Source organism: Parvibaculum sp. (genome assembly GCF_030694575.1).
Lineage (GTDB): Bacteria > Pseudomonadota > Alphaproteobacteria > Parvibaculales > Parvibaculaceae > Parvibaculum.
This window is the reverse complement of sequence record NZ_JAUYUS010000024.1, coordinates 32,660-55,836: the sequence shown is the minus strand read 5'-3', so window position 1 is coordinate 55,836 and position 23,177 is coordinate 32,660. Positions and strand designations below refer to the sequence as shown.

The following is a 23,177-nucleotide window of genomic DNA, read 5'->3' as shown; positions in this document are numbered from 1 at the left end:
GCGTGATCCGGTCCATATTGAGCACAGTGAATTTGCGGAGGACACCGACATGGCGCTACCCGACATTCTGAAAAACAGCCTGGAGATACCCGTCATCGGGTCTCCGCTCTTCATCGTTTCCGGCCCGGAGCTGGTGATCGCGCAGTGCAAGGCGGGCATCGTCGGCTCGTTCCCGGCGCTCAATGCGCGGCCGGCACATGTACTGGAAGAGTGGATCACGCGGATCAAGGGCGAGCTTGGCGAATACCAGGCGAAGCATCCCGAGAAGAAGGTTGCGCCTTTCGCGGTCAACCAGATCTGCCATGCCTCGAACGACCGGCTGGCACATGACATCGACGTCTGCACGAAGCTCGAAGTGCCGATCATCATCACGTCGCTCCGCCCGCCGGCCGAGGTGATCGACGCGGCGCATACCTATGGCGGCAAGGTCTTCCACGACGTCATCAATGTGAAGCATGCGAAGAAGGCGGCGGAACAGGGCGTGGACGGGCTGATCCTCGTCTGCGCGGGTGCGGGCGGACATGCGGGCACGCTGTCGCCCTTCGCGCTGGTGCGCGAGGTGAAGCAGTGGTTCAAGGGAACCGTGATCCTGTCCGGCGCACTCAGCGACGGCTGGGGCATCGCGGGCGCGCTCGCGATGGGTGCCGACCTCGCCTATATGGGCACGCGGTTCGTGGCCACGGCCGAGGCGAACGCCGATCAGGCGTACAAGGATCATCTTGTCCAGTATGCGGCAGAGGATATCGTCTACACGAACCTCTTTACCGGCGTGCACGGCAATTATCTCGCGCCGTCCGTCGCGGCGGCGGGGCTCGATCCCCACAATTTGCCGGAAGCCGACAAGTCGAAGATGAATTTCGGCTCGGGCGGCAACATGAAGCAGAAGGCGTGGAAGGACATCTGGGGCTCCGGCCAGGGCATCGGCCAGATCGTCGACGCGCCGCCCGTGCAGGAACTCGTGGACCGGCTGAAGCGCGAATATGTGCAGGCCTGCCGCGAATTCGCGGAGCGGATGCCGGCGGAAGCGCTGACGGCTTCGAGGGCGGCAGCAGAGTAAAGCTCCGGCTTTTCGGCACAGGACGGCGGCGGAACGGATTCCGCCGCCGTTTTCACAGCCTTGCCATTTCACTCCCCATCGCGATCAATAAGGCATGGGTGAACGCCGCGCGATTTCCGGACTGCGTGTGTCCAGACGGGACATGTCGATCCTCATTCGGGGCGAGACGATCGACGTTGCGCCGCATCGCCACCACGCGCTTCAAATTTCCATCGGGCTCGACGGCGCTTTCGATTTCGAATGCGACGGGCGATCCGTTCGGGCGGAAGGCGTTGTGGCGGGATCCGATATTCTCCACCGGCTGGACAGCAGAGGCATGGAAGTGGCCGTGCTTCTTCTCGAACCCGAAGAGGTCCACGCGCGACGGATCGGGATGCGCTGGCTGGAGAACAGCGCTTTCGTCACCCTGCCCCCGCATATTGCCGGCGCCGCAAGGGCGCTGCTTGCCCGGCCCGCCCCTGATGAACCAGCCTCGATCCTGGGCGATCTCGCGCGGGAGCTCGTGCCGGACATGGAGCCTTTGCCACCGATGGACGTGCGGATCGCGGCGCTTCTCGACCACCTGCGCGCATTGCCGGAAAAGCGGGTGACGCTCCGCGAACTGGCGAAGGAGGTGGGGCTTTCGGACAGCCGTCTGACGCATATCTTCAAGGAGCAGACCGGCGTGCCGATCCGGCGTTATCTGCTGTGGCTGCGGCTCAACGATGCGATGGACAGGGCGATGGCAGGCGCGACGCTCACCGAGGCGGCCCATGCGGCGGGCTTTTCCGATTCCGCCCATCTCAGCCGGACCTGTCAGAAAATGTTCGGCATCAATCCCTTCGCCGTCGTCCGCCACAGCCGGTTTGTTCAAGTACCGAAAGGCGGCGGCGCCTAGGTTTCATCCGCAACCGGAAAGGGCACGATATGCGGAAGGAACTGCGCGCGGCTTACGAGACCGAAATGGCGGCGGCGAAGCGTCTCTATCGGGCGGGCGATTATGACGGCTGCCTCTCGCGCCTCGAACGCGCGCATATACTCGGGCAGCGCAACTATATTCCGCATGTCGTCAGCCACTACTGGATGCTGAAGGCGGGCTGGCGCAAGGGCGACCGGAAGGAAGTCAGAGGCCAGATCGTCAGGATCGCCGGTTCGGCGGGATCTCTGGTGGGTGCCGTGCCGCTCGGCAATACAGGCCGTGCGAATGTGAGCCCCGTGAAACCCATGCCGATCCCCGACGATCTGGCACGCTACTTCCAATAGCCTCAGACCAGGTATTGCCCGGCCGTCTCGTGCAGGAAGCTCATGACGTAGAGCGCGAGAGTGGTGAGGACGAGGACGTTGAACATGCGTTCGATGCGGTTCATGCGGGTCATCGGATCGTTCCTTCTGTGAGGGAGAGGGTTGCGGGACGGGAGGAGGGGTCCGCCATATCGATGCAGCCGAGGCCGGCGAGCGTCGCGCGGACGGCGATGTCGAGAGGCGTGTGGGGCTCGTGGCCGAGAAAGGCGACGAGTTTCGCATTATCGAGCTTCACGGATTTTTTCCAGAGGTAACGCATCTCGCGCATCTCGCGGAACGTCTCGACGAAGGGCGAGAGAAGCGTGAGCGCGAACCAGGGGAGACGCTTCACGGGGAGGTCCGGCTTGCGGGCGGCGAAGCGGACGGCGTCCGCCATCTCGATGCCTTGCTCAAGCCAATGGCCGCCGAAGTGGAAGACCTCGAAGGGTTTCAGCTCATCCGCGCACAACAGCAGCCGCGCCACCGTCTCCGCCATGTCCGGCAGATAAGCCCAGTTGTGGCCGACACGATGCGGGCCCGGATAGGTGACGGAACGCAGCCGCTTGCCGGGCGTCACGAGGCCCTGCGCGAACCAGTTGTTGGCGGCATTGCGGCCGCCGAAGAAATCGCCGCCGCGCAGGATCAGCACGGGCACGCCCTCTTCCGAGGCGGCGCGAAGGCGGCGTTCCATCTCGACGCGGAGGGCGCCTTTGCGCGTCTTCGGATTTTGCGGCGAGGTTTCGGCGAGAAGCGGGAAGACATCCGGCCCGAAATTATAGACGGTGCCGGGGAAGACGATGCGGGCGCCCGCTTCTTTCGCAGCGGCGATCGTGTTGCCGATCATGGGGAGGACGGTACCGCCCCAGTTGCGGTAGCCGGGCGGGTTCACGGCATGGACGATCACATCAACATTCACGGCGGCGGCGCGGACGTCTCCGGCGTTCATGGCGTCACCCTTCACCCAGTCGATGAAGGGCATGTCGGACAGGGCGCGGGCGGCGGCTTTCGGATTGCGGTGAAGGGCGCGGATCTGCCAGCCGTGGCGGTGGAGCGCCAGCGCCGTTTCGCCGCCGAAGCCGCCTGTCGCGCCGAGGATGAGGGCCGTGGAGGTCATTGTCTTTCTCCGGTTCGCCGTTTCGTTGGCTGGAGAATGGTGTATTCACGTATGAATATGAATTGCCTAAATATTCCTATCTGATATACGTTTTTGTATGAACAACGAACAACCCGGCTGGGAGCTTTACCGGTCCTTCCTTGCGGTCGTGCGGGAGGGGAGCCTTTCGGGCGCGGCGCGGCAGCTTGGCCTGACGCAGCCGACCGTGGGGCGGCATGTGGATGCGCTGGAAGAGGCGCTCGGCGTCGGCCTCTTCACCCGCTCGCAGGGCGGCCTCGCGCCGACGGAAGCGGCCCTGTCGCTGGTGCCTCATGCCGAGGCCATGTCGATGGCGGCGGAGGCGCTGCAGCGGGCGGCTTCCGGCCAGGCGGAGGAAGACCGGGGGACGGTCCGCATCACCGCAAGCGAGATGATCGGCACCGAGGTGCTGCCGCCGATCCTCGCCGCCTTTTGCGAGAAGCATCCGCGCATCGCCATCGAGCTCGTGCTGTCGAACCGGACGGACGACCTCATCCGCCGCGACGCCGACATCGCCATTCGCATGATCCGGCCGACGCAATCCTCCCTCGTGGCGCGGAAATGCGGCACGATCGGGCTCGGTCTCCATGCCCACAGGAACCTGATCCAGCGCTTCGGCATGCCCCAATCGGTCGAGGACCTCACGCAATACCCGATCATCGGTTTCGACCGGGAATCCTCGATCCGGCGGCTGAAGGACCTCGGCGGCTTTCCGCTCAGCCGCGAGCTGTTCGCGTTCCGCTGCGACAGCGATGTCGGGCAGTTTGCGGCGCTCAGGGCCGGGGTGGGTTTCGGCATGTGCCAGTACCCGCTCGCGCTCCGCTATCCCGATCTCGTACCGGTGCTGCCGGGGGCGATCGAGTTCGAGCTCGATGTCTGGATCGCCATGCATGAGGATTTGAAGACGAGCCGGCGGATGCGGCTGATGTTCGACCATCTGGCCGAGGAAATGAGCGCCTATGTCCGGCACGGCATGCGGGAACCCGCGAAAAAAGCGGCGGCCAAGTAGGCTATCGCCCGCCGGGCCCTGCCCTGCTATATCAATCGCGAACCAGCCTTCCCTTGCGTCCCGAGGACTTCCCCATGAGCAAAGCCGCCGAAGCCAGCCCCGCGAAATCCGGCGAGAAGCCCAATCCGCCGCTCGCCTCCTTCAACTGGCAGGACCCGTTGCTGCTGGACGAACAGCTCACCGAGGAAGAACGCATGGTGCGCGACAGCGCGCGCGCCTATTGCGAGGAGAAGCTTTTCACGCGGGTGAAGGAAGCGAACCGGCACGAGATTTTCCATCGCGAGATCATGAACGAGATGGGCGCGCAGGGCATGCTCGGGCTGACGCTGCCGGAGAAATACGGTTGCGCGGGGCTCTCCTATGTCTGCTACGGGCTCGCCGCGCGAGAGGTGGAGCGCGTCGACAGCGGCTATCGCTCGGCGATGAGCGTGCAATCCTCGCTCGTCATGCACCCGATCTATGCCTATGGCACCGAAGCGCAGCGCGAAAAATATCTGCCGAAGCTCGCGACCGGCGAATGGGTCGGCTGTTTCGGCCTGACCGAGCCCGATCACGGCTCCGATCCGGGCTCCATGAAGACGCGGGCGAAGAAGGTCGATGGCGGCTATGTGCTGAACGGCGCAAAGATGTGGATCACCAATGCTCCGATTTCCGATCTCGCGGTCGTCTGGGCGAAGACGGAAGACGATGTGATCCGAGGCTTTGTGGTCGAGCGCGGCTTCAAGGGTTTCGAGACGCCGAAGATCGAGGGCAAGTTCAGCTTGCGCGCGTCGATCACCGGCGAGATTTCATTGCAGGATGTCTTCGTGCCGGACGAGAACCTGCTGCCGAATGTGCGCGGGCTTGCCGGTCCCTTCGGCTGCCTCAACCGGGCGCGCTACGGCATCGCCTGGGGCGCGATGGGCGCGGCGGAATTCTGCTGGCATGCGGCCAGGCAATATACGCTCGACCGCAAGCAATTCGGCCGGCCGCTCGCCGCGAACCAGCTCGTCCAGAAGAAGCTCGCCGACATGCAGACGGAAATCACGCTCGGGCTGCAGGGTTGCCTGCAACTCGGCCGGATGTTCGACGCCGGGACGGCAGCGCCCGCCTCCATCTCCCTGATGAAGCGCAACAATTGCGGCAAGGCGCTGGACATCGCCCGCGTCGCTCGCGACATGCATGGCGGCAATGGCGTTTCGGACGAGTATCACGTCATCCGCCACGTCATGAACCTCGAAGCGGTGAACACCTATGAGGGCACGCATGATGTCCATGCGCTGATCCTCGGCCGCGAGCAGACGGGCATTCAGGCTTTCTTCTGAGCGACGGGTGCGCCTGCCTCGCGCAGGAAGAGCATGAACAGCGCCATGGGCCGCTTGAAGGCGAGAAGATAAGCCACGTGCAAGGCGACGAAGAGAACCAGAAGGTTCGCTGTCGTCTCGTGAACTTCCTCGAGCGCTTCGTTCTTCTTGCCGTCCCGGTCGTGCTCGCGCTCCCGGTCGTCATCCGCGAAGGCCGGTGCGATCGACATCTCAGCCGCAAGTTGTCCGATTGGCGACGGTTCCATCAGGAGCCCCGTTCCAGTCGCCAGCAGAAGATTGATGACGATACCGGCGAGAAGCGTCCGGCTTATCATCGGATGATTGAGGCGCCGGACTTTCGCAAGCTCCGTCAGATCGGGAAAGAGCCGGGAGATGCCGAGCTGCCGCGGACCGATTGCCGCCCAGAGAACCCGAAACAGGATGACGGCGGCGACGGCATATCCGAGCCAGATATGCAGGTCGTCAAGTTCGTCGCCCGTGAGATAAGCCGCGGCGACGAGAATGGCGAGCGCAGCGTGATAGAGCCGAATCCTGTGAAACACCGACATTTGAAACCAACCATATTCGAACCCCGGTTCGAATATGCTCGTCCCGCATGAGACGTGGCCATCCTGCATCTTGTCGCAGACGCGCCGCTACTCATTTGCACCTTCATCCGCAATGGATTCAGGCGCTGCGCGTCCCCCACTGGCGGACAGGGCCCACGTCGATGTGAATGAAATCCGAGCGCGGATAATACCCGACGCCGCCATGACCGATGTCGAGCGCGGCATTGCGCAACCGCGGCAGTTCGCGGCCCGGCACGCGGATATCTACCGCCATGCCGCGCATGTGATAGCTCTTCTTCGCGACACCGGCGTTCGCCTCGCGCATGCTTGCGTTGGTCGCGGGCGAGCGATAGCCCGAAATAATCTGGAAGTTCTCGTTCGTATCGAGCTTCAACCGCAAGGCGTAAAGCGTGTCGAGCAGCGCGGCGTCGATCTCATGCGCTTCCCCCGAGCGATGGTCGCGCATCAGCCGGCTTATTTCCTTCAGCGCTTCGGGCTCGAAGCGGCCATCCGCCCAGTAGACGATCTTCAGGCTTTCATCCGTATGCGTATTGACGAGGCGGAGTTCACGGGCGCCGCCGCGAAGCTGCACGCCGGATACGGCTTTCGCCGGATCTGGCCGCAGGAGCGGCAGGCGCGGCGACGCGAGGACAGGCTCGGCCAAGGCGGCAGCCGCCGCGGCGACGCCGAGCCCAAGCAGGCCGCGCCGCGTTACTTGAGATACCATAATTCCCCTCTTGAAAACTGTAGAACTCCGGCATTCTGAGGATCATGCGAAGAAGGTCAAGTTATTGATCTTCATGAACTATTATGGAAAGAGCGGATCACGCTCCACAGTCACCCGAAGCTTCGAAAACAGGAGGCCGCGGGGCCGCGCTCTCCAGTGCCGCCTTTAACGCCGCGTCCCGGCCGTAGATGTCGTCGCGGAACTCGACCGTACCGTCGGGCTGGACGAAGGCCGTCCAATAGGCGACGACGACCGGCATCGGCGGTCCAACAGGCACAGCGACCGTCTCTTCCGCCGCGATCAGCGTCTCGAGTCTTTCGCGCGACCAGCCGGAGGGCGCGAGCAGATGAAGTGCAAGCTCCGTCGGCCTCTCGACCCTGATGCAGCCATGGCTGCGGAAGCGGTTTTCGGTGGCAAAGAGCGATGGTGCGTTTGTGTCGTGCAGGTAGACCGCAAAGGGACTCGGGAATTCGAATTTCAGCCGGCCCAGCGCATTTCCCGGTCCTGGCGCCTGCACAACATGAGCGCCCTGCCAGGCCATGTCGTGCTTGCGGAGATAATCCGGATCGCGCGCGATGGCGGGCGCAATCTCGCCGCGATAGATCGAATGGGGCACGACCCAGGGCGGATTGACGATGACACGCATGATGGCGCTGGCGAGCATCGGCGTCGGCGTGACCTTCGTGCCGACGATCGTCTTCATGCGGAAGAGAACCTCACCGTCCCTCATCACGACCGCATCCGCAGCCGCGCTGTTGACTTCAATCCGCGTGGGCGGCATGGCATGAGACATGAAGCGCCAGCGCTCCATGTTGAGCGCGATCTGTTCCGCGCGGACGGCGGCGGATACATTCAACGCCGCCAGCGTGTCGCGGCCGACAATACCGTCGACAAGCAGCCCGTGGCGCGCCTGGAAGCGGCGAACTGCGGCCACAGTGTCAGCGTCGAACGTCTCGGTCCCATCGGCGGATTCGATATCGCCGGCGATAAGCAGCCGGGCGCGCAATTCCGGCACGAGCGGGCTTGTTTCGTCCGGCTTCAGCGATCTCTTGCCGTCCGGCAAGCTCAGCATGGGCCAGCCGCCGCGCGCCGCGAGGGCGCGATAGGATGCCAGGCCTTGCACCAGCCCTCCGTATTCCGGCTGCGCGGGCGGCAGAGCTTCCAGCCAGTGCCGCAGGTTGCCGCTTCGCAATGCCGCCGCCAGTTCCGGCGCCCCGCCGACGCTCCAGCGATGAATGGCGACGTCGCCATAGAGACGCGCAAGGTCGATGCGGCCCGAGCGCATGACCTGGGCATAGCGCAAGGCGGCGGCGGTGAGCAGCAGGTCGCGCTCTACGTCGTCTGTGCGCTGCCCGCGCTCCAGCCGGTCCATGAGAAAAGCGGAGGGCGGAAGACCGTGTTCGTCCACGCGGCGCAAAATAGCGGTCAGCACCGATGCCGCCTCGGCATTCCATGCGCATTCCGGCCCCCACAGGCCGTACAATTCTTTCAAACCCGCGATGTCGCCAATGCCGTCAAGGAGAGGCCCAACACTCTCAAGGCGCGCGAGCGGGTCTTCGCATCGGGCTTCCGCGCGGCCCGGCGCCAAAGCGGCCAAGACGGCGAGCAATCCGCCCGCGATCATCGCAAGCCACTGTCCTCCCTGCCTGCCTTGCCGATTGGTCACGACGCCTCACCTTCCGACGACGGGCGCGGAGCCCTCATCTTTTCCAGATGTAATCGGAAGGAGCAGGGATGGCGAGAGGCATCGTCGCCGCAGGCGATCAGGCGCCGGGCAGTTTCAGCACCGCGTACCAGGCGTAGCCCCGGTAGAGGGGGCGGAAATCCAGTTCCGCGCCGAGCTTCTGCGCGAGAGCGTGGAGGACGCGGTCGAGTTCGCCGCGCGGGCTGACATGAAATTTCGCGAGCCATGCGCGGAGGACCGCCCGGAACCAGCGCGGCAGTCGCTCCTGCTGGCCGAAATCCACGATATGAAGACTGCCGCCCGGTGCGAGATTGCAGATCGCCTGTGCCAGCGTCGCCTGCCAATCCGGGATCATCGACAGCGTGTAGGACATGTAGATGCGGTCGAAGCGGCTGACACCGAAGGATGCGTAGGGATTGAAGCGCGTGGCGTCGCCCCAAGCGAGGCGGATAACGGCGGAGGCGTTCGCCCGCGTCGCGGCGCGGTGGGCGCTGGCGAGCATCTCGTGCGAAATATCCATGCCGTAAAGTTCGGCCTGCGGATGGAGCCTCGCCGCCTGGACGAGGTTGCGCCCCGTGCCACAGCCGACTTCAAGCACGGTGCCGCCGGGCGAGGGCGCGAGGCCGGCAATCAGGCGGTCGCGGCCGAGCAGATAGTAGCGGCGCGTCAGATCGTAGAAATGGCGCTGCCGGCGGTAGACCCGGTCCATCAACCGGCCGTGATCCTGTTCGCCATGTCCGACGGCGCTCATGCCGCTCAATCCTTCAATACATAGAGATGGAAGCCGCCATAGATCGAGGAGCGGTCACGGGCGGTGAAGGCGAGCGACTCTTCGGCACGGTATTCCCAGCGCGCGAGAATTGCCTCGTCCACGCGGCCCGGCAGCAGCGACGGTTCGGCGGCGGTGCGGAAGATGACGCGGGCGCCCGGCCGCGCCGTGCGGGTGATTTGCGACCAGAGGTCGTTCAACTGTTCGTCGGTCATCCAGTCCTGTGCGTCGAGAAGGACGTAGCGGTCGGCGCTCGCCTCGTCCTCGTCGCGCAAATAGTCGGCGAAGGAAGCGTTCAGCACCTCCACGCGGCCGGCATGGGCCTGAAGCGCCGCGAAATTCTCGCGTTGCAGGTAGGGCGGCAACGGGCCGTTGCCATCCGGCGCATAGGCGCGGGCGAAAGCCTGCCAGGCGAAATAGTTTTCGCTCAGGGGAAAGCCGCAGGTGAGACGTTCGAGCCGCTCCCGCAGCACGAGCCGCATTTCGCGGCCGCCCGCGAGCGCTTCATACTGCGCCGGCGGAATACCGAGGCCGTAAAGAGTCGAGGGTTTGTCCGTCAACCAGGCAATGGTCTTGCGCTCGAAGAGAGGCGCAAGCTTTTCGTCGAAGAAGCGGCGCTGGCTTTCCAGCGTCGGCGCGGCGAGCAGGGCGCGGAAGGAGACGCCATAGAGCCTCGCGGCCAGATGCGCCGCACCGATGAAATGGCCGAGCAGCCCGTGGCGGTAGAAGCCGCGCGCGAAGAGCGCGATACGGCGGCGGAAGTGGAAGGGGCGCTTGTCCCAATATGCCCGCGTCGTCTCGTCGAGGCGGTCCTTCAGGAAGCGCTTGTAGATGTCCAGATTCTCGCGCGTGTCGGCGCGGCCGAAAAAGCGGAAGAAATGATCGTAGCCGGGCATATGGGCCGCACCGGCGAGTTTCAGCCTGACCAGGGCTACGTGAGCCGGGTTGAGATCGAGTGCCGTGATGCGCGCGGGCGAGACGGTGGCGTAGGACAGTGCGTTGCAGCCGCCGGAGGCGATGGCCACGATGCGCGTGTCCGGGGCCGTGTCCGCGGTCAGCGCCATGGCTTCGATGTCGACGGCCGGGTCCTCCCATATCTGCGGATAGACGAGGCCGGTGAAGAGCCAGGTGAAGAGGCGTTCGGTGAGGCCCTCCTTCGACACCGGCTTGTGGCGATGGACCGCGGCGGCGAGGCGGCGGCGGACATGGTGCCGGCCACTCGCGGGGATCACGCTGTCGATGACGGCATCGGAAGGGACGTCGGCTGCGGTGTCGGACAAGGTCTCTATTCTCCGTTCGCGAATCGCGAGGGCTTCCGCCTTGGCGGAGGCCTGCCGCTTGAAGTGCTGCTACAGGGATTGTGTGAAGCCCGTGTGACTGGGGCGTGACAAGGCCGCTTCCGAATCGGATGGAGAGGCGTATAGTCGGAGCAAGATCGCTAAAACCCCAGGAAACATCGTCTCCCTGCCCCGCCCCGGCGGCTTTGCCCGGGACATGAGGCCGGGCGATATCAGCCCATGACGGCGCGGCCGCAGCCGCGCCAAGCCCCGGACTTTCAGCCGTGGAATCGCGCGCGCGCACGTTGCCGACGGACAGCACCTCCCGTGCCAGCCCCTTGTGGCGCCTGGTGCCCCTCGTCCAGCGCCACAAATGGCGCTTCTGGGGCGGCATGTCGCTCATCAATGCCGGGCGCCTGCTCGAAGCTTTCATGCCGCTTTATCTCAAGATGGGCATCGACCGGATCGCGGCCGGCGACATGCGGCTCGCACTTCCCGCCCTCGCAATTCTCGGCCTGATGGTCTTCCGTTACTGGGCGTTCAACCTCGGACGGCGCTATGTGCGCGAGGTCGGCGTCGACGCGGCTTTCGATCTGCGCCAGCGGCTCTATTGGCATCTGGAGTTGCAGGGCCCGCGTTTTTTCGCGCGCTATACGACCGGCGACCTGATGGCGCGGGCGATCAACGACATCATGCTCATCCGCCAGTTGATCGGCATGGGCACGCGGCTTCTGTTCGTGCTCGGCTTTTCGGGCATCATCGCCTTCATCTTCATGTTTCACCAGTCGCCGTCGCTGACGCTGCTGCTGCTTCCTGCGCTGCCCGTCTTCGCGGTGATCGGTTGGGTGCTGGCGAAGAAAATCTTCATGCAGTCGACGCAGGTTCAGGAGGGCTTCTCCTCGCTTTCCGCGCAGGTGCAGGAAAACCTCAACGGTATCCGCACGATCCAGACTCATGCCCAGGAGGACCGCGAAGTGGCGCGCTTCGAGGCGGCATCCGATCAGTATGCGGGCAGCTACTACAAGCTGATGTTCCTCAATTCGGGCCTCACCTCCGCGATGCTCGTGGCGACGGGCTTCACCACGTTGATCGTGGTCGGCTATGGCGGCATGCAGGTCGTCGAGGGCGCGATCACACTCGGCACGTTCACGGCCTTCATTTTCTATCTCAACATGATGCTGGCGCCGATCAAGGAAGGCGGCGTGATGGTAACGCTGTTCCAGCGCGGCGGCTCGGCGGCGGCGCGCATATTCGAAATCCTCGACCACGAGCCGGAGATCGGCGACGCGCCGGATGCGGCACCGCTCGACGAAATCGGCGGATCGATCACGCTCAATCATCTTTCATATGTGCATCCGGCGAGCAGCGGCGAAGGCGGCTGGCCGGCGCTCAACGACGTGTCCCTCGAAATCGGCAAGGGCGAGATGATCGCGCTGCTCGGCCGCGTCGGCTCCGGCAAGTCGACCTTGCTGCGGCTCATCGTGCGGCTGCTCGATCCGCCGCCCGGCACCGTCTATCTCGACGGGCGCGACATCCGCATGCTGCCGCTCGCCCAGGTGCGCAGCGAGGTGGCGCTGGTGCCGCAGGACCCGTTCCTGTTCGCGACGCATATCGCGCAGAATATTTCCTATGACAATCCGGATCGCGCGACGGATGAAGTCTGGCGCGCGGCGGAGAGCGCGGATCTCGAGGCGACGATCCGGCGCTTTCCCGACCGGCTCGAAACCATGGTGGGGGAACGCGGCGTCACGCTTTCCGGCGGACAGAAGCAGCGTGCGAGCCTCGCGCGCGGTCTCATACGCGAAACGCCGGTGCTGCTGCTCGACGACTGCTTCTCTTCCGTGGACACGGAGACGGAGGAATTCATCCTGTCGCGGCTCAAGACGCTGCGGCAGGGGCGCACCACCGTCATGGTCTCGCACCGCGTTTCGACGGCGCGCCATGCCGACCGTATCGTCGTGCTGGACGAAGGACGGGTGGCGGAGATCGGCACCCACAAGGAGCTGATCGCCAAGGGCGGGCTTTACGCCACGCTGGAGCGCCAGCAGGGACGCCGCGAGGAACTCGCGCAGACGCTGGCGGAGAATGCGGGAGGCGAGGCATGAGCGATTTGCCGCCCACAGAACCGAAAGCCCGCGACCATTCCGTCTTCGACGCGGAGATGGAGACGCGCGGCTTCGATTTCGGCCTCATCGTCCGGCTGATGCACTGGATGCGGCCCTACCGCCGGCAAGGCATCATTGCCCTCGTTTTCGTTCTGCTTGCGGCGAGCGCCGCCGTGCTCGCGCCGGTCGTCGTCAGCCGTGTGGTCGTGGACGGCATCCTGCTGCCGACAGCCGATATCGGCGCGCCGGATTTCGGTCAGAAGGCGCTCAACGGATTTCTTGCCGATCTCCTCGCGCTTCATCCGATCGTCGCGGCCTGCATTCTTTACGGATTGTGGACAGTGCTCTGGGCGGCATTCGGCCACGGCTTCCGCGTCATGCTGGCGCGCACGGTTCTCAACGGGCTGCGCGACCTCCGCCGCGATCTCTTCGCGCATCTCGAAACGCGGCCGTCGAGCTTCTACGACCGCGTCGCCGTCGGCCGCGTCATGACGCGCCTCACGAACGACATCGAGACGCTGTTCGAACTGCTTGCCGGCTTCGGGGTGCTGCTCGGCGAATTCGTCCCCTTCTTCGTCGCCGTCTCGATCATGCTGGCGCTCAATCCGACGCTTACATTCGAGCTGATGCTGCTCCTGCCTGTTGCCGCGCTGGCGACCTGGGTTTTCCGCATCGTTTCGCGGCAGGTCTATCGCGGTATCCGCTCCACCATGTCGCGACTCAACGAGAACCTGCAGGAGAACCTGTCGGGGATAGAAGTGGTGCAGCTTTACGGCCGCGAGCAGATCAACTTCGAGCGCTATACCGGCATTAATGAAGAGAACCGGGCGCAGGAAAATCTCGCGGTCCGGATCGAGAGCTATTACGGCCCGGCGATGGACAGCATGGCGTTTCTCGCCATGGCGGCCATCGTCTGGTTCGGCGGGCAGCATGTGTTCGCCGGGGCGGCCACACTCGGCAGCGTCATTCTGTTCGCGCAGTTTGCGGACATGATGTTTCGGCCCATCGTCGCAATGGGCGAGCAGTGGAACGTCGTTTTCCGCGCGATGGCGAGTTGCGAACGCATCTTCCAGGCGCTCGATTGGGATGAGGCCCTGCAGGAACCGGCGGAACCGAAGTCCTTGCCGAAGGACCTGACAGGCCGCGTCACCTTCAACCATCTCACCTTCGGCTATACGCCGGGGACGACGATCCTCAACGATGTGAGCTTCGACATCGCGCCGGGCGAACGTATCGCGATCGTCGGGCCGACGGGCTCCGGCAAGACGAGCCTCATCCGCCTGCTTTGCCGCTTCTACGACGTGCCCGCGAACTCGATCCTGATCGACGGCATCGACATCATGGATGTGGAGCCTTCCGAAATCCGGAGGCGTGTCGGCGTGGTGCTGCAGGACTTCCACATTTTCTCCGGTACGGTTTACGACAATATCGCGCTCGGAAATCCCGCCATCACGCGGGAGAAGGCGCGCGAGGCGGCAAAGCTCGTCCATGCCGATCCCTTCATCCGCACGCTGCCGCAGGGTTACGACACGGTGCTGACCGAGCGGGGGCGCAATCTCAGCCACGGTCAGCGGCAACTTCTGGCCTTCGCCCGTGTACTGGCGATGAACCCGGAAGTGCTGATCCTCGACGAGGCGACGGCGAGCATCGACACGGAAACCGAACTCGTCATCCAGGACGCGCTTACCAAAGTCACGCAGGGGCGCACCTCCATCATCATCGCGCACCGGCTGCAGACGATCCGCGAGGCGGACCGCATCGTCGTGCTTGCCGGCGGCGAAGTGCGCGAGATCGGCAGCCATGACGAGCTGATCGCCAAGGGCGGCGTCTACAAGACGCTGTATGAGCTGCAAGTGCAAGACGCAGCGGCCAGCGCCGACTAAATCTGAAGCCTCCCTCGATGTATGGAACTTTACGGATTGCCGCGCGTTAAAAAAATGCGCGGCGAGAACGCGGAGCCTTCTCGACCTTTGCGCGGAGCACGATATCGAGCATTCGCGCGACGTGTTCCGCTACTATCGCAGCGACGCCGCGGCAGCGCTGGAAGCCGGCAACGACATCCGCACCGCCCTGCTCTGCTTCGGTCTGGATGCGTCGCACGGATATGAACGGGTTCATCTCGACTCGCTGGAAGCCCTCGCGCGCCTGCTCGTGCTTTACATGCAATCGAAGCCGCTGTTCCGTCGCGACCGGTCGGCAATCGGACCGGTTGACGATCTGCCGACCGGCGAGCCGGGCTGAGAGTACGCGGCCAAAAAATGTGAGGGGAGTTCCGGTTGCGCGGAACTCCCCTCCATCACCGCTGAGGGCCGGGGGTGGGGAAGGCAGCGGCGATCGAGATGCCGTCCGGTTCGGATTCCTATGCGTCGCCTTCGGCGGTCGCCCGTAGCAGCGTGGCATTCGTCACGACAATTTCTCTCGTACCGGGTGCCTTGATGGCACCGTTGCGCTTCAGGTCGCTGAGCGCGCGGCATACAGTCTCGATCGTGAGGCCGAGATAGTCGGCTATGTCCTGGCGTCCCATCGGGAGGTCCAGCCGGTCGCCGTTCTCGCCCGCACGTCCCTGACGATCCAGCATCATCAGCAGAAACGATGTCACGCGTTCCTTGACCGTCTGGCGGCCGAGCATGAAGAGATGGTTTTGGGCGGAAGAGAGGCCGCGGTGGAGAAGCGCCATCAGATGATCGCGAAAGTCCGGCGACACTCGTCCGAGGTGTTCGATATGCTTCCGCGAATAACGGATGACGGTCGCGTCGCTTACCGCTTCGGCGGTCAGCGCATATTCGTCGGGCGATCCGAAGCCGAAAAAATCTCCGGGAAGACAGAAATCCACAATTTGCCGGCGGCCGTCAGGAAACAGTTTGCACAGCCGCACTGCACCACCAATGACCCGGTAGGAAAATTCCGCAAGATCGCCATCGCGAAAAATCGTCTTGCCCCGCTCGACCTTCAGCGTCGTCCCGGCATTTTGCAGCACCGAAACATTGCCCCAGCCCTCAACGTCGGCGAAGCCCTTCCTGCGGCTCTCGGCCGAAACGTCGTCGCGGATGGCATAGCCAGGAATGTAGCGCGGACGGATTGAATGGGTTGCATCGAGCGTGGCGGACATTCGGAGACCCCTCTTACATCGCGTTCAAGCGCTGCGGCTTTTTAGCTTCTGCAGCGGAACAACCATGTCACGCAGGGAGAGGAGGAAAAATCCGTAGATACCCGTAGTCGCAGTCAGTCGGCAGCTTTGTCTGCGAGCGAGAGTGTTATCTCCCGCATCAGATCGTCGTGGTCGACCGGCTTCTCGAGCAATACGCGGGCACCCGCGCGAACTACCCGTTCCCGCAATGGGACATCGGCCCGCCCGGTAAGGACGATGACGGGTATGAAGCTGCCTTTTTCTTTCAGCCGTTCCAGAAGTTCGGCGCCGCCCATGCCCGGCATATGCAGATCGAGCAGCAAACACCGGGGGAATCCATCGCGCCCATGAGGCTCTTCATCGTCGAGAAAACGATGCGCGGATGAGTACTCGCGGACCGTCAGGCCATGCGACTCGAGGAGCGCGCGCATCGAATCGCGCACAGCATCGTCGTCGTCCACGATGTAGATTGTCGAGGTACTCGTATACTTCACTGCCGCCTCCAAACGACCAACCCTGCCCATTGTGGACAATAGAGCGGCGGCACGTGGCGCTATATACGTAGTTTAACTAGGTTTTGTCTCCGTGGCCGACGCCCGCTTCCAGCGCCATGCGCACGAGATCGGAGAGTGTACGAGCCCGCATCTTCTCCATCAGGTTCGCGCGATGCACCTCGACGGTCCTGGGGGATATGTCGAGTTCGTAGGCGATCACCTTGTTGGACTGGCCGGAAACCAGGTGCTCCAGCACTTCTCTTTCGCGCTGGGTGAGGCCGGCGATGCGGGTCCTGGCGGCTTGCGAGAAATCGGCATGGCTCCGCCGCTGCCGGCCCGCCTCAAGAGCGCGGCCGATCCCGTCGAGCAGCAAATTGTCGTCAAAGGGCTTCTCGATGAAGTCCACAGCGCCGGCTTTCATCGCCCGCACGGCGAGGGGAACATCCGCATGGCCGGTGACGACGATGACCGGCAATTCAATGCTGCGGCGAACGAGCTCCTCCTGAAGTTCCAGCCCATCCATGTCCGGCATCCGGATATCGACGACAAGGCAGCCCGGCCGGTGCGGTACATAAGAGCCCAGAAAGGCGGCCGCGGAAGAAAAGTCATCCACATTGAGCGCCGCCGATTCCAGCAGGGCGCGGAGCGACTCGCGAACCGCCGTATCATCGTCGACGATGAAAACTGTCTCTTCGGTCCTCATCGTTTCTACAGACCCGCTATGGGCAAGCGAAAATGAAAGACGGTGCCGCCACCCTCATTCGGCACCGCCCAGAGTCTGCCTCCGTGAGCTTCGACAATGGATTGGCAAATCGAGAGACCTATGCCCATGCCCTTCTCCTTGGTCGTGACGAAGGGTTGGAACAACCGGCTCGATACTTCGTCCGGCAGTCCCGGCCCGGTATCGGCAAAAGACGCGTGGACGTAGTCCGGTTCGTCGGACCTCGTTGCGATTGTCAGCTCTCGCCGGGCTACGTCCTGCAAGGCCTCGACCGCGTTCCGCACCAGATTGAGGATCACCTGCTGTATCTGTATCCGGTCCATGACGACAGGCGGGATGCCCCGGTCGAAATCGACGACGACCTTGACGTTCGTATCCGAGGCGCCGACAAGTGCAAGCGCTATCGCTTCCTCGATCGTCCTGTTCAGATCCTCCTCGGCGCGGATCGCCTCCCGCTTTTCGACGAAATCCCGCAACCGTTTGATGATCTGCCCCGCCCGGCCCGTCTGGTCGGCAGCCTTCTCCATCAGGTCCCTCGCGCGGACGACCGCCGGATCGTCGAGCGCGGCAATGGTCCGCTGCGCCGCGCGGATATAATTCATGATCGCTGTGAGCGGCTGGTTCAGTTCATGCGCGAGGGCCGAGGTCATCTGGCCCATTTCGTTCATCCGCGAAACATGGACAAGCTCCCCCTGCACTTCCCGCAGGCGCGCGGCTGCAACATGCCGTTCCGTGGTATCGTGAATGATGCCCACGAAGACCCGCTCGTTCTCGAACATGCCCTCGCCGACGGACAGATACATCGGAAAGGTCGAGCCATCCTTGTTCTGACCGAACACCTCGCGGCCGATGCCGATGATCTTGCGCTCACCGGTCCTGTGATAGGCATCGATGTAACCGTCATGCTCTTCGCGATAAGGCGCGGGCATCAGCATCCTGATATTGCGGCCCAACACCTCCTCCGGCCCATAGCCGAAGAGACTTTCGCATGCACTATTGTAGAGCCGCACGGTTCCCAGGGCATCGATGACGATGATGCCGTCCACCGCTGTCGCAACAAGCATACGAAAGAGCGCCGCGTTTTCCGCGTCCTTGAACGGCGTGTTCGCGCCGGTACCCATCCCCGCCACCCGGATAGTGAAAGCCAACTTTCAAGATACCCTGCGGCTCGCGGGGCGGCCACCCAAAATCACGAGAAATTTTGTTGAATGATGCGCGGGCACCCGGGCTTCCCGTTTGCCCGCGCTATCTCGCGGGACTCAGGCACTTTTGACTTCGATTTTCCCGCTGGCTTTCTTCGCTTTGGCCAGTTTCGGCACCTCGACCTTCGGAACACCCTTCGAGGGTCATTCTCCTGTATTGGACTGTTTCGATCCCGGCTCTGCCGGCACGTCAACCGTGATGGGCAGCGACCGCCGCAACGATTTCGCCGGAAAGACTCTTCGGCGCGCGGCCCGCGAAGTCGCCGAGGCTCAACATGCCGACCATCCGCTTGTTTCGGTCGATGACGGGAAGGCGGCGGATCTTCTTGCTTTCCATCAGATGAGCCGCTTCCGCGATATCGTCGGTATCGTGACACCAGACGACATTCTTCGTCATCACGTCGCGTGCCTTCAGTTTTTTCATGTCGCCGCTCCCGGCGACCGCACGGCAGGTGATGTCCCGGTCGGTGACCATGCCGACCAGACGATCGTTCTCGCCCACCGGTATCGCACCGATATCGTCGTCGCGCATTTTCGTGGCAATCCGGGAAAGGGTCTCGTCGGGGCCCACCCAGGTCACCTTGCTGTGCATGATGTCTTTGACTTTCATGTCCGGTCTCCCTGATTTTGGTGAGCGGTGAATTCCGCGCACCGAAAAGCAACTGTCTCCGCAGCGCGATCACAACCTGTTTTTCTCGAAGTCCTCGCAACTCTCGCCGAATGCGGCGAGTCCTTCCTCCAGGTAGTCGCCAAGCAACGGCAGTCCGGTCAGATATTCAGCCGTGCGCTCATTATGCGCGGCGTGTGCTTCCTCAAGCGCCTCCTCCCATTCGTCGAATTCATAAGTGCCGCGTCCGAGCCATGAGAGCGCCACGAGTTCGACCTGTTCGTCCTCGTCCAGGGCTCGAATAAACTCGATGAGTTCCTGGCGCGTCGGATCGTCTGCGAAATCCTCCAGAATGTCGGTGCCGCCATCGTCCGTGGGATTGGAGCCCGACGACGGATCGCTGACACTCTCCTTCGCGTCGAGCACCCGCGCTTTGACGACGACGTGGCAGACTTTCTCGGGGTTGATGGTGAGCATCTTCGTCTCTCCGCAACCGCGTCGCGACTAGTCGGCGGGCGCGCTGCCCTCCATCAAAACCACGCCGGCAACAAGCAGTGGACAGGCCACCAGGAAAGCAAGTGCCGGCAGCGCCCACAAGGCGGCGCCGTAGAACGGCAGCAACGCCGCCGCGCCGGCGATACCCATGGCAACCCACAAGGGAACCAGAACCGGCGGCGCAGCCTCTCCCGACTTGCGCTCAGCCGTTGCATGAGAATTTTCTCGGGAGGCGAAACCCGTGACGCTGCCGAAGGCAGAGGCGGGAAGAAAAGCGGTCAAGCGCGCGTTCATGTCGATCCTCCTGTGCTTCGGAGGCACCATGGCCATCCAATTTATTTAGTTTGCCGAACGCTGCAGGAGATTTCCTTGATTCAGGTCATATTCGAATTTTTTGCAGGCAGTTCATCGGAGGCCGGCTTCGCCGCGGCCAAAGAAGTTGTCGCTAAAAGCGAGGCGGAGTAACTTTGGCGGCCTTCCTTGCGACGCCGAAAGACGGAAAGCCGCGAATTCAAATGACAGATTTCCCGACACCCTACGCCCTGCCGCCAACGCTCGAAGCCGATCTCGCAACGGTTCATGCCTATTGGCGTGGCCTGATACGCGGCAAGGCGAGCGACATGCCTTACTGGGACGATGTGAATCTCTCGGCGCTTCCGGCGCTTGCCGACCGGCTGATGCTGGTCGCGGCTTTCACCAAACCGGAGCGCTTTCGCTTCGAGATCGTGGGCAAGGATATCTCCGCTTCCCACAATGGGGGACTTGCCGGCCGCTTCGTCGATGAGGTCGACGTGAAACCGCCGCTCGATTTTTTCCGCGCGCAAGCGAGCGCAACCGTCGAGGGCCGCGCGCCGACCTACTACAAGGCAAAGGACTATGCGCGTCTCGTCCTGCCGCTTTGGGGCGAAGGCGAAATCAGCATGCTGCTCTGCGCCATCGCGCGGGTTTAGCCATCATGAAGGCGAGCGCCACGCCTTCGCCAGTTCCAGCAGGAGCACCACCTCGCCGTCCGATGTCTGGGTAAAATCCCTGTAGTGAAGGCCGACCGCCTGGAAGGGCTCAGGCGTCGCAAGACAGATCACCTCGTCGGCCAGCGCGTTCATTTCCTCTATCGCTTCCTCGGGCGCGACCGGTACGGCGAGTACGAGCCGCGCGGGACTGTTGCGGCTTATGCCGCGAAGCGCCGCCTTCACGGTGCCGCCTGTCGCGATACCGTCATCGACCAGGATGACGACGCGTCCGCCGAGATCGACCGGCGGTTCACCCTTCTTGTAGGCTTCGCGTCTCCGCTCTATTTCGTCCAGTTCGCGCGCCATTCTTGCTTCTACATAATCCCTTCCGGCGCCGGTGCGGCGCGCCAGATTCTCGTTCAGCACGAGCTGCGGATGCAGCCCGTCCACCACCGCGCCAATGCCGAGTTCGTCATGGCCCGGCGCACCGATCTTGCGCACGAACAGGAGATCGAGTTCCGCGCCCAACGCCTTCGCGACCTCGAAGGCGACCGGCACGCCGCCGCGCGGCAGCGCAAGGATAACGGGATTGTCCTTTGTATATCCACGCAAGGCGGCGGCAAGCTGCCGCCCCGCATCGTGGCGGTCCAGAAACATGCGGTCTGTGGAGCCCGTTTGCGTCTTCGCCATGTCAGCATTCCCCGGGTTTCGGCAGGTGGGCCAGGAACCACCGGACCGCGTGATGCACGACCTGGTCGAGCGTGCCCGGTTCTTCGAACAGATGCCCCGCGCCGGGAATGATGACGAGTTCTTTCTCCCCACGCAGTTGCGCGAAAGCGTCGCGGTTCATGCCGATGACCGGACCGTCCAGGCCGCCGACGATGAGCAGCACCGGTGCGTGCACGCGGGCGAGTGCCGGACCCGCAAGATCCGGTCGTCCGCCACGCGACACAACTGCCGCGACCCGGGCATCCGGCTCCGCTGCCGCCATCAGTGCCGCGCCCCCACCTGTGCTGGCACCGAAATAGCCGACATTCAAGCTGCCGGTGTCGGCGCGCTCCGCCGCCCACGATGTTGCGAGCGAAAGCCGACTCGCCAGCAGCGCGATATCGAAGACATTGCTTCTGTCTTTCTCTTCAAGCGGCGTAAGCAGATCGAGAAGCAATGTCGCGAACCCCGCCTTTCGCAAGGCGGCGGCGACATAGTTGTTGCGCGGGCTCATGCGGCCGCTGCCGCTGCCATGCGCGAAGATCACGAGACCTTTCGGGTCGTCCGGCAGGGCGAGATATGCCTGGAGTTTCTGCGGGCCTATCTCGACGGCAAAGGGTTCGTGAATGACGACCATTTTTCAGAGTCCAAACGGATAAGTGTCGGGCGCGCCATGCGGACGCCCGGCGGCAAGCGGCGTCACCGCCGTCGTTTCCTCGAACCAGACATAGGCATCGAACTGATCGGCAAGCACGGCTTCGAAATAATGGCTGAGGAATTCCGTTTCCGGCCGGTAGATGACGCCGATCGCACGCTCGAGCATCGACTCGCGCAGGGCCTCGGCAAGCTCGCTGCGGGCGGGGCCACGCCAATCCGTCAGCGAACGGGAGATGCCTGTCTTCCGGAATGCATACTCGTAGCTGTCGGCTCGCGCAGGGAGGACCGATTTGAATTCCATCGTGCCGCCCCAATCGCTGGCGGCAGCCACGGTTCCGCGATCCGTTCCGAATCCGATCGCGACCGCGCCGTCTCCGAATGTCGTGCGGCAGAGTTCTCCGATATTGAACTCGCCCTGCCAGCCCATGGAGGTCGCCGCCGCGTTGCCGATATGCGAATTGTGCGCCCATACCACGGCGCGGGCATCAGGACCTCGCGCGGCGAGAAGTGCCGTCAACGTGTCGAACATATGCCGGTCTCGCAGGTTCCAGGATTCCGTCGAGCCGCGATACATGATCCGGTAGTAGTGTTCCGCCGCTCTCACGACGCGTGCGTTCTGCGCCGCATCGAACCAGTCTTCACCGTCTTCGCGTATGTAGTCGAGCCGGCGCGCGAGCATGTCGTTGAGCTGCCTGACGACTTCCCCCTCACAGGTCTCCTTGCCCCGGTAGAGAACCGCGCGGCCATATTGCGCCGGCTCTTCCTGCCATGGGGTCAGACATCCATACCGCCGCCGCGCAAGACCCGCCGCTTCGGGATCGACGCGGTCGAGATAGGTGAGAACGGCGTGGATGGATTCGTCGAGGCTGTAGACGTCGAGGCCATTGAAGGAAACCCGCGCGGCAGGCGGCAGAGCTTCGTTGTGAGCGCGCAGCCAGTCGGCGAAAGCCACGACTTCCCTGTTGCGCCACATCCATGTCGGAAAGCGGGAAAAGGCTTCGCCCCGGCCCGGCCGCGCCGCCTGGTGGCGCACATAGCGGTCTATATGTGCCGCATCCGGCCAATCCGCCTCGACGGCGACGATGTTGAAGCCATGATGCTGGATGAGTTCGCGCGTGATGGCGGCCCGCGCATTGTAGAACTCGGCGGTGCCGTGCGAGGCCTCGCCGAGCAACACGACGCGAGCGTCGGCAAACCGCGCAAAGAATCCGCCGAATTCTTCTGCCTTCAGGGGCGGCGGCAAAGGTTCCGCATGTGCGCGCAGCATGCCGGTCAGCGCCGGCTGATGCGATTTTCTGTGTTCATGCGCAGTGCGGTAGTCGGCCATATCCACCCTCGTCCACA

Annotated in this window: 25 protein-coding genes; 9 read left to right on the top strand and 16 right to left on the bottom strand. The window is 63.5% G+C overall.

All coding sequences use genetic code 11. The features are described from left to right. Positions 1–49: 49 nt before the first annotated feature. The 3 genes from Q8S60_RS04645 (at position 50) to Q8S60_RS04635 (ending at position 2,299) form a co-directional block, all read left to right on the top strand. Positions 50–1,057 carry a nitronate monooxygenase family protein gene (locus Q8S60_RS04645; protein WP_305277005.1) on the top strand — a complete coding sequence of 336 codons (1,008 nt, stop codon included), beginning with the start codon at positions 50–52 and terminating at the stop codon, positions 1,055–1,057. A 142-nt stretch (positions 1,058–1,199) separates the two neighbouring features. Continuing rightward, positions 1,200–1,934, top strand: coding sequence for an AraC family transcriptional regulator (locus Q8S60_RS04640; protein WP_305277003.1), 735 nt, complete (start codon positions 1,200–1,202; stop codon positions 1,932–1,934). Between the two features lie 29 nt (positions 1,935–1,963). Further along, positions 1,964–2,299 carry a DUF3703 domain-containing protein gene (locus tag Q8S60_RS04635; protein ID WP_305277002.1) on the top strand — a complete coding sequence of 112 codons (336 nt, stop codon included), beginning with the start codon at positions 1,964–1,966 and terminating at the stop codon, positions 2,297–2,299. Between the two features lie 109 nt (positions 2,300–2,408). Here Q8S60_RS04635 and Q8S60_RS04630 read toward each other — a convergent pair whose 3' ends face one another. Further along, complete coding sequence (locus Q8S60_RS04630; RefSeq protein ID WP_305277000.1) at positions 2,409–3,431, bottom strand: NAD-dependent epimerase/dehydratase family protein; 1,023 nt, start codon at positions 3,429–3,431, stop codon at positions 2,409–2,411. Positions 3,432–3,528: 97 nt separating this feature from the next. Here Q8S60_RS04630 and Q8S60_RS04625 point away from each other — a divergent pair, with 97 nt between their 5' ends. After that, complete coding sequence (locus tag Q8S60_RS04625) at positions 3,529–4,458, top strand: LysR family transcriptional regulator (protein ID WP_305276999.1); 930 nt, start codon at positions 3,529–3,531, stop codon at positions 4,456–4,458. A 74-nt stretch (positions 4,459–4,532) separates the two neighbouring features. After that, positions 4,533–5,762: an acyl-CoA dehydrogenase gene (locus tag Q8S60_RS04620; protein ID WP_305276997.1), complete on the top strand. Its 1,230-nt coding sequence runs from the start codon at positions 4,533–4,535 to the stop codon at positions 5,760–5,762. Here the strand turns inward: Q8S60_RS04620 and Q8S60_RS04615 are convergent. From Q8S60_RS04615 to Q8S60_RS04595, 5 genes are all read right to left on the bottom strand, one after another. After that, positions 5,747–6,310 carry a cytochrome b/b6 domain-containing protein gene (locus Q8S60_RS04615; protein WP_305668392.1) on the bottom strand — a complete coding sequence of 188 codons (564 nt, stop codon included), beginning with the start codon at positions 6,308–6,310 and terminating at the stop codon, positions 5,747–5,749. The genes Q8S60_RS04620 and Q8S60_RS04615 overlap by 16 nt on opposite strands. Positions 6,311–6,428: 118 nt before the next feature. Further along, complete coding sequence (locus tag Q8S60_RS04610) at positions 6,429–7,037, bottom strand: DUF882 domain-containing protein (protein WP_305276994.1); 609 nt, start codon at positions 7,035–7,037, stop codon at positions 6,429–6,431. A gap of 97 nt (positions 7,038–7,134) precedes the next feature. Continuing rightward, on the bottom strand, positions 7,135–8,703 hold the full coding sequence (locus Q8S60_RS04605) for a murein L,D-transpeptidase (protein WP_305276992.1): 1,569 nt from the start codon (positions 8,701–8,703) through the stop codon (positions 7,135–7,137). Positions 8,704–8,800: 97 nt separating this feature from the next. After that, complete coding sequence (locus Q8S60_RS04600; protein ID WP_305276990.1) at positions 8,801–9,472, bottom strand: class I SAM-dependent methyltransferase; 672 nt, start codon at positions 9,470–9,472, stop codon at positions 8,801–8,803. Between the two features lie 5 nt (positions 9,473–9,477). Further along, positions 9,478–10,719 carry a DUF3419 family protein gene (locus tag Q8S60_RS04595; protein WP_370867303.1) on the bottom strand — a complete coding sequence of 414 codons (1,242 nt, stop codon included), beginning with the start codon at positions 10,717–10,719 and terminating at the stop codon, positions 9,478–9,480. Positions 10,720–11,051: 332 nt separating this feature from the next. Between Q8S60_RS04595 and Q8S60_RS04590 the strand changes: the two genes are divergently transcribed. The 3 genes from Q8S60_RS04590 to Q8S60_RS04580 all read left to right on the top strand — a co-directional run bounded on the left by Q8S60_RS04590 (position 11,052) and on the right by Q8S60_RS04580 (position 15,113). After that, positions 11,052–12,872, top strand: a complete 1,821-nt coding sequence (locus Q8S60_RS04590; RefSeq protein WP_305668391.1) for an ABC transporter ATP-binding protein — start codon at positions 11,052–11,054, stop codon at positions 12,870–12,872. Further along, positions 12,869–14,755: an ABC transporter ATP-binding protein gene (locus Q8S60_RS04585; protein WP_305276985.1), complete on the top strand. Its 1,887-nt coding sequence runs from the start codon at positions 12,869–12,871 to the stop codon at positions 14,753–14,755. The genes Q8S60_RS04590 and Q8S60_RS04585 overlap by 4 nt, the downstream gene beginning before the upstream one ends. 121 nt (positions 14,756–14,876) lie before the next feature. Continuing rightward, positions 14,877–15,113: a hypothetical protein gene (locus Q8S60_RS04580; protein ID WP_370867282.1), complete on the top strand. Its 237-nt coding sequence runs from the start codon at positions 14,877–14,879 to the stop codon at positions 15,111–15,113. A gap of 118 nt (positions 15,114–15,231) precedes the next feature. On the opposite strand, the gene Q8S60_RS04575 is transcribed toward Q8S60_RS04580, so the two are convergent. From Q8S60_RS04575 to Q8S60_RS04545, 7 genes are all read right to left on the bottom strand, one after another. After that, positions 15,232–15,981, bottom strand: a complete 750-nt coding sequence (locus tag Q8S60_RS04575) for a helix-turn-helix domain-containing protein (protein WP_305276983.1) — start codon at positions 15,979–15,981, stop codon at positions 15,232–15,234. Between the two features lie 113 nt (positions 15,982–16,094). Next, complete coding sequence (locus Q8S60_RS04570; RefSeq protein ID WP_305276981.1) at positions 16,095–16,460, bottom strand: response regulator transcription factor; 366 nt, start codon at positions 16,458–16,460, stop codon at positions 16,095–16,097. A gap of 109 nt (positions 16,461–16,569) precedes the next feature. Continuing rightward, on the bottom strand, positions 16,570–17,196 hold the full coding sequence (gene fixJ, locus Q8S60_RS04565) for a response regulator FixJ (RefSeq protein ID WP_305276979.1): 627 nt from the start codon (positions 17,194–17,196) through the stop codon (positions 16,570–16,572). Between the two features lie 5 nt (positions 17,197–17,201). Continuing rightward, positions 17,202–18,335, bottom strand: a complete 1,134-nt coding sequence (locus tag Q8S60_RS04560) for a sensor histidine kinase (RefSeq protein ID WP_305276978.1) — start codon at positions 18,333–18,335, stop codon at positions 17,202–17,204. A 271-nt stretch (positions 18,336–18,606) separates the two neighbouring features. Continuing rightward, a complete protein-coding gene (locus Q8S60_RS04555; protein WP_305276975.1) occupies positions 18,607–19,026 on the bottom strand; it encodes a CBS domain-containing protein in 420 nt (139 codons plus the stop codon). Between the two features lie 69 nt (positions 19,027–19,095). After that, the gene (locus Q8S60_RS04550; RefSeq protein WP_305276974.1) at positions 19,096–19,500 is read right to left on the bottom strand and encodes a DUF3775 domain-containing protein; all 405 of its coding nucleotides are present in this window, start codon (positions 19,498–19,500) and stop codon (positions 19,096–19,098) included. Between the two features lie 27 nt (positions 19,501–19,527). Further along, entirely contained in the window at positions 19,528–19,812 is a 285-nt protein-coding gene (locus Q8S60_RS04545; RefSeq protein ID WP_305276972.1) for a hypothetical protein, read from the bottom strand. Positions 19,813–20,033: 221 nt separating this feature from the next. On the opposite strand from Q8S60_RS04545, the gene Q8S60_RS04540 reads away from it, so the two are divergent. Beyond that, complete coding sequence (locus Q8S60_RS04540; RefSeq protein WP_305276971.1) at positions 20,034–20,468, top strand: hypothetical protein; 435 nt, start codon at positions 20,034–20,036, stop codon at positions 20,466–20,468. 3 nt (positions 20,469–20,471) lie between these two features. On the opposite strand, the gene Q8S60_RS04535 is transcribed toward Q8S60_RS04540, so the two are convergent. From Q8S60_RS04535 to Q8S60_RS04525, 3 genes are read right to left on the bottom strand one after another with little or no spacing between them, the layout of a single operon-like run. Further along, the gene (locus tag Q8S60_RS04535) at positions 20,472–21,158 is read right to left on the bottom strand and encodes a phosphoribosyltransferase (RefSeq protein ID WP_305276970.1); all 687 of its coding nucleotides are present in this window, start codon (positions 21,156–21,158) and stop codon (positions 20,472–20,474) included. Position 21,159: 1 nt separating this feature from the next. Then, positions 21,160–21,813, bottom strand: a complete 654-nt coding sequence (locus tag Q8S60_RS04530; RefSeq protein WP_305276969.1) for a dienelactone hydrolase family protein — start codon at positions 21,811–21,813, stop codon at positions 21,160–21,162. A 3-nt stretch (positions 21,814–21,816) separates the two neighbouring features. After that, on the bottom strand, positions 21,817–23,160 hold the full coding sequence (locus Q8S60_RS04525; protein ID WP_305276967.1) for an erythromycin esterase family protein: 1,344 nt from the start codon (positions 23,158–23,160) through the stop codon (positions 21,817–21,819). Between the last annotated feature and the right edge of the window lie 17 nt (positions 23,161–23,177).

What these genes read in the sequence shown, in the direction of transcription:
- Q8S60_RS04645 (WP_305277005.1), top strand. Translation starts at nt 50, where the DNA reads ATGGCGCTACCCGACATTCTGAAAAACAGCCTGGAGATACCCGTCATC.
- Q8S60_RS04640 (WP_305277003.1), top strand. Translation starts at nt 1,200, where the DNA reads ATGTCGATCCTCATTCGGGGCGAGACGATCGACGTTGCGCCGCATCGC.
- Q8S60_RS04635 (WP_305277002.1), top strand. Translation starts at nt 1,964, where the DNA reads ATGCGGAAGGAACTGCGCGCGGCTTACGAGACCGAAATGGCGGCGGCG.
- Q8S60_RS04630 (WP_305277000.1), bottom strand. Translation starts at nt 3,431, where the DNA reads ATGACCTCCACGGCCCTCATCCTCGGCGCGACAGGCGGCTTCGGCGGC.
- Q8S60_RS04625 (WP_305276999.1), top strand. Translation starts at nt 3,529, where the DNA reads ATGAACAACGAACAACCCGGCTGGGAGCTTTACCGGTCCTTCCTTGCG.
- Q8S60_RS04620 (WP_305276997.1), top strand. Translation starts at nt 4,533, where the DNA reads ATGAGCAAAGCCGCCGAAGCCAGCCCCGCGAAATCCGGCGAGAAGCCC.
- Q8S60_RS04615 (WP_305668392.1), bottom strand. Translation starts at nt 6,310, where the DNA reads ATGTCGGTGTTTCACAGGATTCGGCTCTATCACGCTGCGCTCGCCATT.
- Q8S60_RS04610 (WP_305276994.1), bottom strand. Translation starts at nt 7,037, where the DNA reads ATGGTATCTCAAGTAACGCGGCGCGGCCTGCTTGGGCTCGGCGTCGCC.
- Q8S60_RS04600 (WP_305276990.1), bottom strand. Translation starts at nt 9,472, where the DNA reads ATGAGCGCCGTCGGACATGGCGAACAGGATCACGGCCGGTTGATGGAC.
- Q8S60_RS04585 (WP_305276985.1), top strand. Translation starts at nt 12,869, where the DNA reads ATGAGCGATTTGCCGCCCACAGAACCGAAAGCCCGCGACCATTCCGTC.
- Q8S60_RS04575 (WP_305276983.1), bottom strand. Translation starts at nt 15,981, where the DNA reads ATGTCCGCCACGCTCGATGCAACCCATTCAATCCGTCCGCGCTACATT.
- fixJ (WP_305276979.1), bottom strand. Translation starts at nt 17,196, where the DNA reads ATGAGGACCGAAGAGACAGTTTTCATCGTCGACGATGATACGGCGGTT.
- Q8S60_RS04560 (WP_305276978.1), bottom strand. Translation starts at nt 18,335, where the DNA reads ATGGGTACCGGCGCGAACACGCCGTTCAAGGACGCGGAAAACGCGGCG.
- Q8S60_RS04555 (WP_305276975.1), bottom strand. Translation starts at nt 19,026, where the DNA reads ATGAAAGTCAAAGACATCATGCACAGCAAGGTGACCTGGGTGGGCCCC.
- Q8S60_RS04550 (WP_305276974.1), bottom strand. Translation starts at nt 19,500, where the DNA reads ATGCTCACCATCAACCCCGAGAAAGTCTGCCACGTCGTCGTCAAAGCG.
- Q8S60_RS04545 (WP_305276972.1), bottom strand. Translation starts at nt 19,812, where the DNA reads ATGAACGCGCGCTTGACCGCTTTTCTTCCCGCCTCTGCCTTCGGCAGC.
- Q8S60_RS04540 (WP_305276971.1), top strand. Translation starts at nt 20,034, where the DNA reads ATGACAGATTTCCCGACACCCTACGCCCTGCCGCCAACGCTCGAAGCC.
- Q8S60_RS04535 (WP_305276970.1), bottom strand. Translation starts at nt 21,158, where the DNA reads ATGGCGAAGACGCAAACGGGCTCCACAGACCGCATGTTTCTGGACCGC.
- Q8S60_RS04530 (WP_305276969.1), bottom strand. Translation starts at nt 21,813, where the DNA reads ATGGTCGTCATTCACGAACCCTTTGCCGTCGAGATAGGCCCGCAGAAA.
- Q8S60_RS04525 (WP_305276967.1), bottom strand. Translation starts at nt 23,160, where the DNA reads ATGGCCGACTACCGCACTGCGCATGAACACAGAAAATCGCATCAGCCG.